Annotated in this window: 19 protein-coding genes and 1 pseudogene; 4 read left to right on the top strand and 16 right to left on the bottom strand. The window is 60.4% G+C overall.

Annotated elements, in window-relative coordinates; all coding sequences use genetic code 11:
- The 14 genes from CRJ03_RS00105 to CRJ03_RS00045 all read right to left on the bottom strand — a co-directional run.
- Positions 1 to 211, bottom strand: a 211-nt coding sequence (locus tag CRJ03_RS00105) for a hypothetical protein (protein ID WP_206018252.1), incomplete at its 3' end; no start/stop codon positions are given.
- A 2-nt stretch (positions 212 to 213) separates the two neighbouring features.
- On the bottom strand, positions 214 to 513 hold the full coding sequence (locus tag CRJ03_RS00100) for a heavy-metal-associated domain-containing protein (RefSeq protein ID WP_104016894.1): 300 nt from the start codon (positions 511 to 513) through the stop codon (positions 214 to 216).
- Between the two features lie 17 nt (positions 514 to 530).
- Positions 531 to 950, bottom strand: a complete 420-nt coding sequence (locus CRJ03_RS00095; RefSeq protein WP_104016893.1) for a MerR family transcriptional regulator — start codon at positions 948 to 950, stop codon at positions 531 to 533.
- Positions 951 to 1,267: 317 nt separating this feature from the next.
- Positions 1,268 to 2,098: a cytochrome c biogenesis CcdA family protein gene (locus CRJ03_RS00090; protein WP_104016892.1), complete on the bottom strand. Its 831-nt coding sequence runs from the start codon at positions 2,096 to 2,098 to the stop codon at positions 1,268 to 1,270.
- The gene (merB, locus tag CRJ03_RS00085) at positions 2,095 to 2,796 is read right to left on the bottom strand and encodes an organomercurial lyase (protein WP_104016891.1); all 702 of its coding nucleotides are present in this window, start codon (positions 2,794 to 2,796) and stop codon (positions 2,095 to 2,097) included. The genes CRJ03_RS00090 and merB overlap by 4 nt, the downstream gene beginning before the upstream one ends.
- 15 nt (positions 2,797 to 2,811) lie before the next feature.
- Positions 2,812 to 3,720: a patatin-like phospholipase family protein gene (locus tag CRJ03_RS00080; protein ID WP_206018250.1), complete on the bottom strand. Its 909-nt coding sequence runs from the start codon at positions 3,718 to 3,720 to the stop codon at positions 2,812 to 2,814.
- Positions 3,695 to 3,961, bottom strand: coding sequence for a hypothetical protein (locus tag CRJ03_RS19545; protein WP_129590209.1), 267 nt, complete (start codon positions 3,959 to 3,961; stop codon positions 3,695 to 3,697). Before CRJ03_RS19545 ends, CRJ03_RS00080 begins: the two co-directional genes overlap by 26 nt.
- 4 nt (positions 3,962 to 3,965) lie before the next feature.
- Positions 3,966 to 5,417 (bottom strand): mercury(II) reductase, encoded by a 1,452-nt coding sequence (gene merA / locus CRJ03_RS00075; RefSeq protein WP_104016889.1) that lies wholly within the window; start codon positions 5,415 to 5,417, stop codon positions 3,966 to 3,968.
- 60 nt (positions 5,418 to 5,477) lie between these two features.
- On the bottom strand, positions 5,478 to 6,803 hold the full coding sequence (locus tag CRJ03_RS00070; RefSeq protein WP_240611501.1) for a dihydrolipoyl dehydrogenase family protein: 1,326 nt from the start codon (positions 6,801 to 6,803) through the stop codon (positions 5,478 to 5,480).
- Positions 6,804 to 6,854: 51 nt separating this feature from the next.
- Positions 6,855 to 7,037 (bottom strand): hypothetical protein, encoded by a 183-nt coding sequence (locus tag CRJ03_RS00065; RefSeq protein ID WP_104016887.1) that lies wholly within the window; start codon positions 7,035 to 7,037, stop codon positions 6,855 to 6,857.
- 32 nt (positions 7,038 to 7,069) lie between these two features.
- Positions 7,070 to 7,474 (bottom strand): mercury resistance system transport protein MerF, encoded by a 405-nt coding sequence (gene merF / locus CRJ03_RS00060; protein ID WP_240611499.1) that lies wholly within the window; start codon positions 7,472 to 7,474, stop codon positions 7,070 to 7,072.
- Positions 7,475 to 7,720: 246 nt separating this feature from the next.
- Positions 7,721 to 8,011 (bottom strand): hypothetical protein, encoded by a 291-nt coding sequence (locus CRJ03_RS00055; protein ID WP_240611497.1) that lies wholly within the window; start codon positions 8,009 to 8,011, stop codon positions 7,721 to 7,723.
- 22 nt (positions 8,012 to 8,033) lie between these two features.
- Complete coding sequence (locus CRJ03_RS00050; RefSeq protein ID WP_104016885.1) at positions 8,034 to 8,339, bottom strand: heavy-metal-associated domain-containing protein; 306 nt, start codon at positions 8,337 to 8,339, stop codon at positions 8,034 to 8,036.
- Positions 8,340 to 8,351: 12 nt separating this feature from the next.
- Positions 8,352 to 8,759, bottom strand: a complete 408-nt coding sequence (locus CRJ03_RS00045) for a mercuric transporter MerT family protein (RefSeq protein WP_104016884.1) — start codon at positions 8,757 to 8,759, stop codon at positions 8,352 to 8,354.
- A gap of 96 nt (positions 8,760 to 8,855) precedes the next feature.
- On the opposite strand from CRJ03_RS00045, the gene CRJ03_RS00040 reads away from it, so the two are divergent.
- Entirely contained in the window at positions 8,856 to 9,257 is a 402-nt protein-coding gene (locus CRJ03_RS00040; RefSeq protein ID WP_104016883.1) for a MerR family transcriptional regulator, read from the top strand.
- A gap of 227 nt (positions 9,258 to 9,484) precedes the next feature.
- Here the strand turns inward: CRJ03_RS00040 and CRJ03_RS00035 are convergent.
- A pseudogene (locus tag CRJ03_RS00035) lies at positions 9,485 to 9,715 on the bottom strand (transposase); the annotation flags it as partial.
- 121 nt (positions 9,716 to 9,836) lie between these two features.
- Positions 9,837 to 11,456 (bottom strand): winged helix-turn-helix domain-containing tetratricopeptide repeat protein, encoded by a 1,620-nt coding sequence (locus CRJ03_RS00030; protein ID WP_104016882.1) that lies wholly within the window; start codon positions 11,454 to 11,456, stop codon positions 9,837 to 9,839.
- Positions 11,457 to 11,633: 177 nt separating this feature from the next.
- Between CRJ03_RS00030 and CRJ03_RS00025 the strand changes: the two genes are divergently transcribed.
- The 3 genes from CRJ03_RS00025 to tnpA all read left to right on the top strand — a co-directional run bounded on the left by CRJ03_RS00025 (position 11,634) and on the right by tnpA (position 13,795).
- Positions 11,634 to 12,272, top strand: a complete 639-nt coding sequence (locus CRJ03_RS00025) for a hypothetical protein (RefSeq protein WP_104016881.1) — start codon at positions 11,634 to 11,636, stop codon at positions 12,270 to 12,272.
- Between the two features lie 86 nt (positions 12,273 to 12,358).
- Positions 12,359 to 13,300: an alpha/beta hydrolase gene (locus CRJ03_RS00020; RefSeq protein WP_104016880.1), complete on the top strand. Its 942-nt coding sequence runs from the start codon at positions 12,359 to 12,361 to the stop codon at positions 13,298 to 13,300.
- A gap of 78 nt (positions 13,301 to 13,378) precedes the next feature.
- Entirely contained in the window at positions 13,379 to 13,795 is a 417-nt protein-coding gene (gene tnpA / locus CRJ03_RS00015; protein WP_104016879.1) for an IS200/IS605 family transposase, read from the top strand.
- The last annotated feature ends 10 nt before the right edge of the window (positions 13,796 to 13,805 follow it).

Raw genomic sequence — 13,805 nt, 5'->3', positions numbered from 1 at the left:
CGCGGTTGGCCGGGCCTGGGTCGTCATCGGCCTTGCGGTAAAGGAACTGTTCGCGAAACACGACCTCGCCCTCTGCGACGGGCAAGGCGGTGTTGAAGGTTTGCGGCGCCGCCAGCGCCTGACCGGAAAAGAGCCCGGCAAGAGTGCTGGCAAGAACGGTGCCCGAGGCGCGGAAAGACCGGTCGACGCTTGAGAGGAAGGCGTGCTTCAATCTCAGTCTCCCGTCTTCTCAAGGCCCTCCAGCGTAAAGCCGGCCTTATCGACAGCTGTTCTGGCCTGCGCTTCGCTCAGCGTCGCGCCATCGGCCATTTCGACCACGACAACGCCCGCCTCAAGGTTTGTGCGGGCGCTTTCAACACCTTCGATGGCGCCAAGGGTTTTTTCTATCCCATAGGCGCAGAAGGGGCAGGCAAGCCCGGCAACGTGGACCTCGTAGACCGGCCCGGCAAAAGCCCCCGCCGCGCTAAAGGCTACGAAAAGACCGGCAAGTCCGGTCCGCACGAAATTCCGCATCGGTTCCTTCCTTTCATTCAGTTGTGAACTTTGTGTTCACCCTCACTCAACGCGCTCAGGATGCTGCATGCGCGCAGCGCGCCATTTCCCGGACAGGCCGCAATCAGATCGTCGAGGGCAGCGCGGACGCGGACCAGTTGATCGATCTTTCGCTCCACCTCCGCGCGCTTGGCCTGCGCGCGCTCCCGGACGTCGGCGCAATCCGAGTCTGGTCGTGCCTGCAACGAGAGAAGTTCAGCGGTTTCCGCGAGCGAAAACCCGATATCCTGCGCCTGCCGGATAAACCGGATACGCGCCACCGTTTCGGGCGGATAGATCCGGTAACCGCTCTGCGGTTTGGGCGGCTGTGCTATCAAGCCGCGGCGTTCGTAGAACCGGATGGTCGCGATACGTACACCCGCCGATTCCGCGGCTTTGCCAATGGTCAGATTCGCCATGTTTCTCTCCTTGTTGATAGCTCTACACCCTGCACCATAGTGCGGGGTCAAGCAGGAAACACACTGAATTATGGAAAATAAATCCAGAATTAACGATCCACCGCGAGCCAGTTCGCTAGCCAACGTGCAATAACGAGAAACGATCAAACGAAAGAAAATCGAAACCCGGCGCCTGCTTCACAGCAAACCGACCGAGAAATCAAACGGCCCAAATGTGCCATGACCTTCATGAAGTCCGGCTGCGAATTTGGGCATTAACTCTGGCGATGAACTGTTTGGGCAGCTGCTTTCGGGTATCCGGTCGATTGACCGGAAACCTATTTGCGGTTGGCTCCGCTAACGCGCGCGATCCATACCATCAGGGCGATCGCGGCGAAACCTGACAGCAATATTGTCAAGCCGGTCCTGGACGACAGAAACATGCCAACCCTCGATGCATACGCTCCGACCGAATAGGCGATTTCGTCCGCCCATGTCGCATTGTCGAGGAACAGCCGTCCCCAGTAGAGGGCGATATAGAGACCGGCCAGCAATATCAGTACGCCGGCAGTCCGTCGCAAAAACCCGGCGCTAACCTGCACAAGCTTCAACAACCCCGACCCAACGAGTGTTCCGCCCAAGGCGACCAGGGTCAAAACGATAGTCGCACCGGCCAGGTAGGCCAGAAATCCGGCCAAGGAAATTTCGCTCTCCAAAAGAAACGACAGACCGGCCACGGACATGAACACCGGTAGCGTGCAAGAGATAGACCCAAGTCCATAGAAGAGGCCAAATCCGAACGCACCATAGCGCGTGCTGACCCGGCGACATCTTTCAACGACCGGAACCCCCGGAAGTCGGACTGAAGCAACCCAACTGATGCCTATCAGCACCAGCGCCAATCCCAGCGTTACACCGATCCACGGCAACGCCGGCCCAAGCCACTCGGATCCGGCGGCCAGGAGGACACCGGCAACCACGAATATCGAGACGAACCCGAGGGATACCATTCCGCCCGAACCAATCGCCCGGATCAAGCGATCAGCCGCGGGGCGGCCTTCGTGTACCGCCATTTCACGTGCGAACCATGCAGGTAGAAGCGCAAAGCCGCACGGGTTGACTGTTGCAACCGCGCCTGCGGTGAATCCATAGATGACGAGGGAGCTCATGACGATGCCTTATTAGTTTGGGCATGCAGGAAAGGCCGAAAGATCGCCGCGCCGAGGCGCACACCTTGTTCCAGCGACAGGTCGAACCCCCTCGCAGACTGCGGTTGGGACCGTTTCCAGGTGTCCAGATGTTCGGGGCTGCAGAACAGCAGCATCGATTTGCACTGGCTGTCGGCGGCACAGGTCCCGACGTCCTTGACCCCGGTCCAGACCCGAGGATCGGGCGTGGAGGCATGTTCGACCGTGAGGCCCCCCGGCGAAATGCCAATGCTGACACCGGCCCGGCAGGTCGGGCAGACGCACGTAACCTCGGCCTGTTCGCGGGCCATGGCCGCAGTGCCGAGTGCATCGACCGCACAGATAGCATGCACCTCCCCCCCTCCCACGCGCACCTGAAAATCGGTAGGTCGGGTTGAAAACGGGTAAGCCAGCGCTATGCGTCCATCGCGCACATGCACGAGATCGCGCTGTCCAAGATCGGAAAGCGTATCCGCGGAGAATTCGGAAACGGAAGGTGGGTCGCCACTCGTCAGATACGCGTGCAGGATCGCCTGATGCGCCTGCAGCGACGCGGGTGAAAGGCCGCCCCAGCGTGCCGCCAGCCGGGCCCCGGTCATGAGCGCGCCGAGAGCTTCTAGGACTATTGAATCCGAGATGATCGAATTGTCTGGAGCATAGTCTTCAGCGCGGTTCTCCATAACTTCCTCTTTTTCTCAGGCAACTGATTCGCGCGAATTCTGGCTCAAATTTGCTCTCTCTTTGCTGACGACACACTCCGGAAGCTTGTACAAAGCAGCCATCGATTGCTGGTAACCTATCTCCAAAAGGGACGAAGTTTGCGAGAGGTTCAAAAAACCTGTTTCGTCGTCAAGTTCAGGCACAACCCGGACAATGCCCATCCGACCTTCATGCAGTGGCAACTCGGCCCGATGCTTGCGCGCAAGCGCGATCTCGAATGCGCGGCCGATGGTGCCGATCAGTCCCGATGGTGGACGCCTGCAAGGACTGGCGCATGCGCATTCGATCATCAACGCGTGGCGTGATCCGATCGCGGCGGCGCGTGCCAGCGGCGCGTTTTCGGCGACGCCCCCGTCGATATGCGGATGCCCGTCAAGCTGCACCGGCGGAAAGATGCCGGGAAGGTTGACCGAGGCGAGCAGCGGCGCGATGATGTCACCTGCCCCTTCCCGGTAGCAAGCCTTGCTGGTGATCAGGTCGGTCGTGACGATGGTCAAGGGGACGCGCAAGTCCTCAAACCGGCGAGCGGGAAGCGTTCGTTCCAGCAACCGGCCGAAGGCGGCGAGCGACAGCAGGCCGGGCCTGGAGCGCGGGTGCAGCACCCAATTCCAATTTGGTCGCAGCAGCTGTCGCAGCCGAACGGTGCACCACAGACCGGCCAGGTCATCGGCGGACATACCACCCGCCAGAAACGCACCATTCACCGCACCGATTGAGGTCCCGAGGATTTGGTCGTATCGAACGCCAAGCTCCGTGAGGGCGCGGGCAAAACCGACTTCCAGCGCCCCGTGGCCGCCGCCACCGCAAAGAACAAGTGCTGTGCCGCCGCGGGCCAAACTGACCCGGCTGGCGTCACCGTCAGGCAATGTCTCGGCGGTGTTCATGGGCATGCCCGCCTTCTTTCCGTGACCGGTGCGTATGTCTGTTCGAAACCGCTCGCCACGAAAGCCAGCCCGCTGCCAATAACAGGAGGATCACGCCTCCGGCTTTGACTACTGGCTGATCGATCAGCGACAAGAGCCCGCCAAGAGAAAGTACGCCGGTGGCGAGCAGAAGTCCGCCGCAACAGACCAGCTTGAGCGCGAGAAGCACAGCCAACGAACCCTTGCCACCGGTATCTTTCATCGTGTCACCCCGCGCAGCAGCTGAGTTTCGCGACGTCCTTGTCGAAGGTTTGTGCGGCGAGTTTCAGCCCCTCGACCGTGGTCAGGTAGGGGAAGATCGTTTCGCCAAGCGCCTTTGTGGTCATGCCGAACTTCAGCGCCATAGCGAGCGTTTGGATCGAGTCGGAACCTTCTGGCGCCGCGATCTGGCCCCCCAGTAGGCGATCAGTCTTCGCATCTGCGACCAGCTTGATCACACCACGAATGTCACGGGCGGCGGCAGCGCGGGGCACGTTATCAAGCGTGACCACGCTTGTTTTGACCTCGTGACCGGCCGCTTTCGCCTCTGCCTCTGACAGGCCGACGCCGGCCACCTGCGGGTCTGTGAACACCACCCAGGGCATCGCGGCGTTGTCATAGCGCATCGGTTCCAGCCCAAGTGCATTGTTGACCGCCACCTTGGCGCCGTAGGCGGCCATATAGACGAACTGGTCACGGTCGGTGACGTCGCCTGCCGCCCAAACGCCGACCCGCGTGGTGGCCATGTCAGGTCCGACCCTGATCGAGCCGCGCGCGTCGGGGTCGACGCCCAGATCCGCGAGCCCGAGGTCTTCGGTGTTGGCCACACGACCGGTGGTGACCACCAGCCGTTCCGCCGTCAGAACCTCGGCCTTGCCGCCACGCTCGATGGTAAGCCTCACGCCGCCCGCGCCTTGCGCGACCGAAACGTAAGCCAGACTGGTCTCGATGGTGATGCCTTCGGACTTCAGCGCCTCGGTCAGCGCCTCGGCCACCTCCGGTTCGGCGCCGGGCAGAAGGCGCGAACGGGTCACGAGCGTGACCTTCACCCCCAGCCGCGACGCCATCTGCGCCAGTTCGCAGCCGATATAGCCGCCGCCCAGCACTATGACGCTTTTGGGGCGCACGGGCAGGGTCAGAAGCCCGGTGCTATCGAGCGTATCCACGGTGTCGATGCCCTCGACGTCGGGCAGGTGCGGGCGCGACCCGGTGGCGATCAGGACGCGCGGAGCGGAAATCACACGTTCGCCGACCGCGACGCCGCCCTCGATCAACCGGGCCGGACCTTCCTCGATATAGGTGACATTCTCGTAAGCGGGTAACAAGTCGATGTATTTCTTCTGCCGCATCTCGCCGACCAGATCGGCTGTGCCCTTGACAACCGCCGACCAGTCCACGCTGTGCGAGCAGGGCTCGATGCCGGGAAAGCGGGCGGCAGATGTGCCGCCATGCACCGCTTCAGCCGCGCGGATCATCGCCTTTGACGGCACGCAGCCGACATTCACGCACGTGCCGCCGATCGTGCCATGCCCGACAAGGGCCACCCGCTTGCCTTCCCCAGCGGCGGTGATCGAGGCGGAGAACCCGGCCGAGCCGGCGCCAACGACGATCAGGTCGTAGTCGCCGCCGCTAGCGTCTTTCGCTGAGCAGCAATCATGTGCCTTGACAGTTTGATCCATTTTCATTTCCTTTTTTTCTGGTAACCTGCGCCTCCCTCGTGGCGCCGGTCAAATTTCAAATCACACCATCGACCCGATGTCGGAGGCATAGCTGGGATAGGCGAAGATCATCGCCTTGATCTGGTTTGCCGTCTGCCCTGCGCCCATGGCCATGGCGAACAGGTTGATCTGCTCTTCGGACCCCGGCCCGATCAGATGCGCACCGAGGATCTTGCCGGTGCCCTGTTCGACCAGAACCTTGTAGGCGGTCCACTTCGCGCCAACGCGCAGCGACGAATACCAGCCGTCCGTCTTTTCAAAATGCACGTCGAACTTCAGGCCTTGTTCCTTTGCCGTCGCTTCTGACAAGCCCAGGGTGGCGACCATCGGCAGGGTGAAGACGACTGATGGGATCGGCGGATACTTGACCTCGCGCGCGTTCTTTCCCGCCAGCAGGTTCTTGCCGGCAATGCGCCCTTCCGCCGCCGAGACAGGGGTCAGGTTCAACCCGCTGTCCGCACAGTCGCCAGCTGCGAAAATCGCAGGATTGGTGGTGCGCATCGCGGCGTTGACCTTGATGCCGCGGCGTCCGTATTCGACGCCGGCGACCTCGAGGTTCAGCCCGTCGATGTTGGGCACCCGGCCGGTGCCATGCACCACCAGGTCACAAGTCACGGTCTCGGTGCCGGAGGGCCGTTCCACTGTGACGGTGAATTCGTCGCCCTGCTTCTCGATGCTCAGCACCTTCGCCTGCGTTCTCAGATCGACGCCGAGCTCGGCCGTCGCCTCGACCAGCATCGCGACCAGATCGGGATCGAAGTTGCTCACGGGGCGATCCATCATTTCAAGCACGGTCACTTCGCCGGCGCCCGCGCGCTTAACGATATGGGCGAATTCCATGGCGATGAAGCCGCCGCCGACGAAGGCGATCCGGTCGGGGCGCTCGGGCAGTTCCAGGAAGTCGGTCGAGGTGGCCAGATGTTCCTCGCCGGGAATGTTCAGCGTCATCGGTCGCGCGCCGGTGGCGATGTGGAAATGTTTCGCCCGCAGGGTCTCGCCGTTCAGCTCGATGCTATCCGGGCCGGTGAACCGCGCCGCGCCGTGCATGACGTCGATACCGGCCTTGTCCAATCCCGCCTCGATGCGCGGAGGCATGGTGTCGGTGAAAGTGCGCTTGAAGGCGATCATGTCAGACCAGTTGACCGAGGTTTCTGACTCCAGCCCCTTGCCTTTCATATTTTTCGCCCATTCGACACCCTCTGTGACAGCGATCAGCATCTTCTTGGGATCGCAGCCGCGCAGGGCGCAGGTGCCGCCATGTGGCAGGCTATCGATACTGGCCACCTTCCAGCCGGCATTGGCGGCCATTCGGGCGACGCCATTGCCGCCAGTGCCGCCGCCGATCACGATGAGGTCGTAATTACTCTTCATATTCTGCTTTCCTGTTTGGCTTTCGCCCTAGGTTTCATTTGGGCGGACGGCGGCCTGCGGGCGTTTCGCAAGCAGGTACGCAATCGCAGCAACCCCGATCAGTGGCGTTGCCATCAAAATGAGACCGGCGAACACGCCCAAAAAGCCGAATGAGCAGCACCTCACCATCTGCGGGGCCATTTGCAACATTTCCTGTGCAGAGTTGATCATGTGTCGGTCCTTTGCCTTGATTGATGCGGGATTTACCGCGGTTCACTGTCCGTAAGTTCCGCCGCAACCCGGCCGGATTTTCGGAGCCAGAGTGCATATCCCGCCACCGCCAAAGCGGCGGCGACCGAGATCCGCAAAGCAAAGCGAAACTCCAGCCACAAGAGCAGCGCTGAAAGCGTCACCGCCAGGACAATTAGAAGGGATTTTGGGCTTCGCCCCGGTTTTCCAGCCTCTAGCCAGAGAGCATACGCGATCACGCTCAGTGATGCGAAAAGCATCGGGAAGAGGGCGTAATCAAGCCAACCGACAAAGGCAGAAAGCCCCACACCAGCGACAATGACGACTAAGAAAGGCGTAAAACAACAAATCGCAGCGATGCAGCTGCCTATTAGCCCCCGTTTCAATAGCCTTTTATGTTTGCTTTCGTGTGAACTCATGAACATTCCGTTTCTAATTCTGTCGCGCAACTGGACCGGCGAAGGACCAATTGCCTGATTGTGTATACCACAATGAGTCCGACGCCTGCCGCGGCGACCAAACCTCCGCCGCCAAGCCACGTGCCGAGGGCACTCGTTGCGCCGGACCCGAGAAGAAAGGCCTCACCGCCGCCGCAAGAGCCACCGAACACCACAGGAAAGGCCACCACTCCGGCAACCTTGCCGATTGCCGACCAGACCGACATCCTACTGGTGTCCGGTTTCGGCAGGGCCGCGGGGCGCCGTGGCCTTGGGAAGGCAGCAGGTCACGTCGTCCGGGCCATCGGCCTTTATAGCTCGATGTCGTCTGATCTCCCGAAGCAACAGCACCACGCCAAAGGCTGCGATCACGGTGGCGATGCCGCCGAGCCCAGACAAGCACCCGCCAAGCCCACCAAGGATGGCGGCAAAGATGACGCCACCGCCGCCACAACGGATCACCATGATGGGAGCGGCGATGATGAAGGCCAGAACCCCCCCCATATATTTGTCATCCATGGCCCGCGCCCTCATTCAATCCTCAGGAGCCGCCGGGCTGAAGCACTTCGGCCGGATATCCGTTGGCCAGGACGGCGTTGATGATCATGTCAGGACTGGCCGCCTGGTCGTCATACGCGACCACATAGATGCCTTCGCCCCAAGCGCGACCTTCCTGAAAGTCGATGATCTGAACGGAAGGCACACCGCGCATGGCCGCCGCCACCGTGAAGGAGCAGGATGGGCAGGTCAGTTCGCCGACGTCGACATTGATGTGCTGTTCTGCGGCGCTGGCGGGCACCGCTGCGAGAATTCCCAGGGCCGCGATGGCGAGTTGGATTGATTTCATAGGTTTGGCCTTTCAGTAGGACAGGAGGTACGGGGTGAGAAAGGGAAAGATCATCGCGACGGTGACGATGGCGGTTGCAATCCAAAGAATGGATCGCATGAGTGTCCGGTTCATTGAACGCGCGCAGGTTCCGTCGGCACAGGCCTCGGCCGGGATCAGGCGGTAGGCCTTGTAAAAGCCGTAACCGATGAACGCGGCACTCAGTGCGAAGGTGATCCACTTGTACTGGTAGAGCGCGCCCAACTGGGCAATGAAAACGCCGGTGACGCCGAAGCTCACCAGCACCAGCGGAAGGATGCAGCACGAGGTCATAGCAAGCGCGCCAAGCACTCCCAGCCCGGTTGTCGCCCACACCTTTTTGTCGGCAGTCGGTGTTTCGTCGAATGCCGTCTCCCGGCCTGCGGATGTGGTTTCAGTCATGGTTCGAATCGTCCTTGCCTCATTGATGACTTCAACCTAGTGTCTGTAGCTGATACAGGCTCAAGGGAGTCCAACGTGAAAACTCATCACAAAACAGTGAAGATCATTCGCCGTTCGGATCTGTCCCGGATGACCGGATGCAATCTTGAAACAATCCGCTACTACGAGAATATCGGGGTCATGCCGGAGCCGCCACGTACCAGCAAAAACTACCGCGCATACGACGAAAGCCATGTCGGGCGCCTACGCTTCATCATGCGGTCGCGCGAATTGGGGTTCACGCTCGAAGAGGTGCGCGATCTTCTCGCCTTGGTCGATGGAGGGGCCCAGACCTGTGGCGAGGTGCAAGCTCTGGCAATCACTCATCTCACCTCTGTTCGCGCCAAGATCGCCGACCTGAGGCGCATCGAGCACGTCCTATCTTCCACTGTGGCGCAATGCACAGGAGATGATGTACCCGAATGCCCCGTCATCGATGCGCTGACGGAGGTAGCGTAAGAGGCGTCACTTCAGGAAATCCGCGCCGATCAACCAGACGGCCAGTGGCACCGGCGCTGTCGCCAGGATCACCGTCACCAAAATCGCTGGAAGCGAAAACAACCGCTCAACCCTGCAGCCAGCAATATGCCGCCACCCCCACCAATCAGGCTATTGCCGGGCAGATTGATCAACACGGCCAAGAGCACGTAGCGATACCGCAATGTCCATCGCTCGATCCATTGCGGCACGGCGGCCTCAAGGCGCTCAAGCCTTTCTTGCGGGCTCATCAACTTCAAGGAATCAACACTCGGGCCGGTCTTCTGATCCTCAACCGTCTGGCGCTTCCGCCACTTCGCAACCGTCTTGGGGTTGATCCCCAACTCCCGGCTCAACTCCGAGAGCGAAGCCTGCGATCGCTGTATTGCAGCTATGACCGCGTGCGTGGTCATGGCGCTGCCATGACGAACTTGTCCCATAGTGCTTCCTTCCATTCCTGCGAAAGGATCACACCATCAAACCGTGGGATTGAACACCTTCTTTCCACTTCCCATAATGCCGCTCCGTCCGAAATATGGGCACGGTGACACCAGTCGAAATTCAACTTAGGCCTGACATTCTAAGGCCTTCAAGTACACGTTCGAATCCAGGCCCCATCCAAGTATAGGCTGCGCGCAGGTCGGCGATAGTGGTTTGACCACGCAGTGACAAGAACTGTTCTAACGCAGCTTCGGCCTCAACGCCTTTTCCTTTTAGTGCCAGAGCTGAACTCAAGATCATATAGGCCAGCGCATCATTAGGTGCCTTCACCAGCGCCTTGTTCACCGCCTCAATCGCCATTTCATACTGACCGCTCTGTACAAAGGCGACCCCCATGAACTTGAGCTTCGTGAAGGTTCGGAACTGCGGGTTCAGCCGGTTGGAATGCTGGAAGAACGGCACGGCTTCCTCCGGTTGGCCCATCGCCAGCTTGGTCAACCCCGCGCAGACGTAACCGCAATCGTTGTTCGGGTTGAGCGATATCGCCTCCTGACAGGCCGCCCAGGCCAGATCGGTCAGCCCATTGCGGGCATAACCCACTCCCACCATCCAGTGGCCTTCGGCATTCTTCGGATCAAGCGCCACCGCCCGTTTCGCCGCCTGCAGCGACATATCCTCGGAATTGGGCTGCGACACACCCCGGATATTGCCAAAACTACCGGCGAAGTGCACAAACGCCAGTCCGCTCCAGGCCGATGCAACCTTGGGATCAAGCTCAATCGCCTTTTCCAGCAGATCCTTGGCGACACGGAAATCGCGGTCTGGCTGCACCAGTTCCATGTTTCCCTTCAGCGCATAATCCCAGGCTTCCATGCTGTCCTGCGGCCCCTGTCGCCTGAAATCCGCCTCCCGCAGCTCCGCCTTCAGGGCCGAGGCGATCTGGCCGGTCACCTGATACTGGCCGGAAAACACCTCTGTCACATCCCGCACGAACCGGTGCGACCAGATGTGATGGTTGCGTGTCCCATCGATCAACTGCACATTGATCCGGACCTCATCGCCCTCGCGCCGAACACTGCCTTCCAGCACATAGCGCACACCCAGTTCCTTCGCGACCTGCGTCACGGCCACAGACTTGCCCTTATAGGTAAACGAGCTTCGCCACGCGATGACGAACGCATCGCGAATGCGCGAAAGATCGGTGATCAAATCTTCGGTAAACGCATCGGCATAGTATTCCTGCGACGGATCGCCCGACAGATTGTCAAACGGCAGCACGGCGATGGACAACCGCGGAGCCTCAACGCCGGCCGCCTGTTGCCGCGGAGGTCCCCACAGAAAGGCGGCAACGCCCACCGCCACGACGGCAAGCACCACCAGGCTCGGCGTACCCATCCTTCCCCGTTTCTTTCTCGTCGTATCATCAGATGGCTCGGAGCTATCAATCCGCGCTACGAACTGAAAACCCCGCTTCGGATGCGTGCGGATGAACTTCTGTTGCACGTTTGTGTCGCCAAGCGCCCGGCGGATAGCCCGGATCTGCGTGCTCACCGCCGCCTCCGAGACAACAGGCTCATCCCAGATATGCTCGATCAGCTCATCACGGGAAATAACCCTGTCACGGTACTCAACCAGATAGAGCAACAGTGCAAAACTCTTGGGTTCAAGCGGAACCTCAGCGCCGTTTCTGAAGAGGCCCTGCTCCCGTTCCAAGACAAAACCGTCAAAGCGGTACGACATTGAAAGATTCCGGCTGGTGACAGAAAAAATAGGGGAAAATCAGAGATTCCCTAGAAATCTTCAGGCTGTCCTCAAGCACTCTCCATTAAAAAGTAGCACAATTAGCACCATCCGTAAATGTGACTGGCCCGCCGAGGCACACCGCGCGGCGGCTCGGCTCAAGAGGAGGGATCAATTATGCGACATTCAATTCTTCAAGCTGCAATTGCCGGTCTGCTGGCACTGGGCGTGGCACCTGGCGCCTCCGCCGACAGCACCGACGCGGAAATCAAGACCCATAAGATGACGGGCGCCATCAACGTCGTGGCTGGTGCCCGCGCCAAACTCGTTTCGAGCGATGATGGGATCAGCGGAATCTTCGACACCAAAGCGCTCAAGCCGGGCCATGCCTACACGATGTGGGTGGCCATCATCAACAAGCCCGAAGCCTGCGCCATGGACGAGGTCAACCACTGCACCGGCAACGATGTGCTGGGCGCTACGCAGAAGGTTGAGGCTGACATCACCTATGGCGATGGTGTCGTGGTCGGGCCGGACGGAGCCGCCAGCTTCCGTACCTTCATACCCACCGGTGATCTGGCCTATTCTTGGCTTGGCACCGGGCTAACGAACCCAACCGGCGCCGAGGTGCACTTCGCCCTGCACGATCATGGCCCGCTCATCGCCGGGCAGGAAAGTGATATGCTCTCCACCGCCCGTGGAGGATGCACCGATGACAGCCTGCCACCGCCCTGGCCCGATACCGCGCGCGCCAGCGGCGAACCTGGCCCCAACCAGTGCCAGATGGCCCAGTTCGCCATTCTGATCCAGGACTAAGCAGAGGTTCCGCCATAGGCTTCAGTCCCATCGCCACCGACAAGCATATTTCTAGTCACAAGGATACGCGAAATGAAACGCGAAACATGGAGACCGCCATGAATGGAAAAGTCGCACGAATGATCTGCGCCGTCGCAGGGCTTCTCGCATCGATGGCCGGGGAAGCGGACGCCAGCCAAGTGATACGTGATCTGATCGCTAAGGACGCAGCCACTGGCACCCGTATCAGCTACAGCGTCTACCTTCCCTATACCGGCCCCGATGCTGATGATACGTCCGTGCCGTCCTTTCCCGTGGTTTACCTGTTGCACGGCTTCGGTGCTTCCAGTAATGAATGGATCGAGCGGCTTGAGCTGGCTAAAACGCTCGACGCCGCGATTGCGACGGGCCGGATCGCCCCGGTCATTGCCGTGATGCCGGATGCGGGGAAAAGCTGGTATGTCGATAGCGTGACATTTGGAGACGTTGAGACGGCAATAATGGCCGCCCTCATTCCGGAGATCGACCGGCGCTTCTCGACCAAAAAGGATGCCCGTGCGCGGGCCATCGCCGGCTTGTCCATGGGCGGCTTCGGTGCCCTTCGCCTGGCCTTCAAGTACCCCGACAGTTTCGCCGCCGTCGCCGCACTTAGTGCGGGCCTGTTCAAGCCTGGCGGCGTGTCCTGGCAGCACGGCCCCGACGCGGCGCGACGCCGGAACGTGGATCACTGGTACGGCGGCACCTTCGGAAGCCCATTCGACATTGACCTCTACATCGCAGAGTCGCCCTTCTCCTATGTAAGCCAGATAGCCGCTGCGGCATCACCGCCGGAAATCCTGCTCATCGTCGGCGACGATGATTGGTTCGGCTCCTATGACGGCACGCTGGAGATGTTTCTCGATTTGCGCGCTGCAGGGCTGAAACCAGAACTTCGCGTGGCGGATGGCGGGCACGACGGGCGTCTCTGGCGCCGCATGATCCCAGGCACCTTTAGTATCCACGCCCTGGAGCAAACCCTCCGACTTCCAGTCGGACCTGCTTCAGCGTGAAAGAATCGTGTTATGATCGTACCCTCAGAAAAATGAGCCGCAGCCGGGTCGAAGGCTCATTTTTCTGAGGGTACGATCATGCAATATGACACCGGCAAACACTGCGTCTTCTATCACCGCTACCACATCGTCTGGTCGACCAAATACCGTTACAAGGTGCTGACCGGGGCATTGCGACTGCGGGTGCGCGACATCTGCCGGCAGGTGTGCCGCGAGAACGAGGTCGACATCTTGCGCGGGGTGCTGTCGAGCGATCACGTCCACATGTTCGTCTCGGTGCCGCCGAAGCTCGCGATCGCGGATCTGGTGCGCAAGATGAAGGGCCGTTCGTCCCACAAGGTGCAACGGGAGTTTCCAGCCATCCGAAAGCGCTACTGGGGCTGCCGGTTTTGGGGGCGAGGGTACTTTTCAACCACTAACGGTGCCATCACCGAAGACATCGTACTTCAGTACCTGGAACAGCACATCGCTGATCCTACCGGCGCCAGCCGGTAGTCGTTCAGTT

It is taken from the genome of Roseovarius nitratireducens (assembly GCF_002925845.1).
GTDB lineage: Bacteria > Pseudomonadota > Alphaproteobacteria > Rhodobacterales > Rhodobacteraceae > Roseovarius > Roseovarius nitratireducens.
The sequence above is the reverse complement of the archived record's forward strand: the minus strand, read 5'-3'. Positions and strand labels throughout refer to the sequence as shown.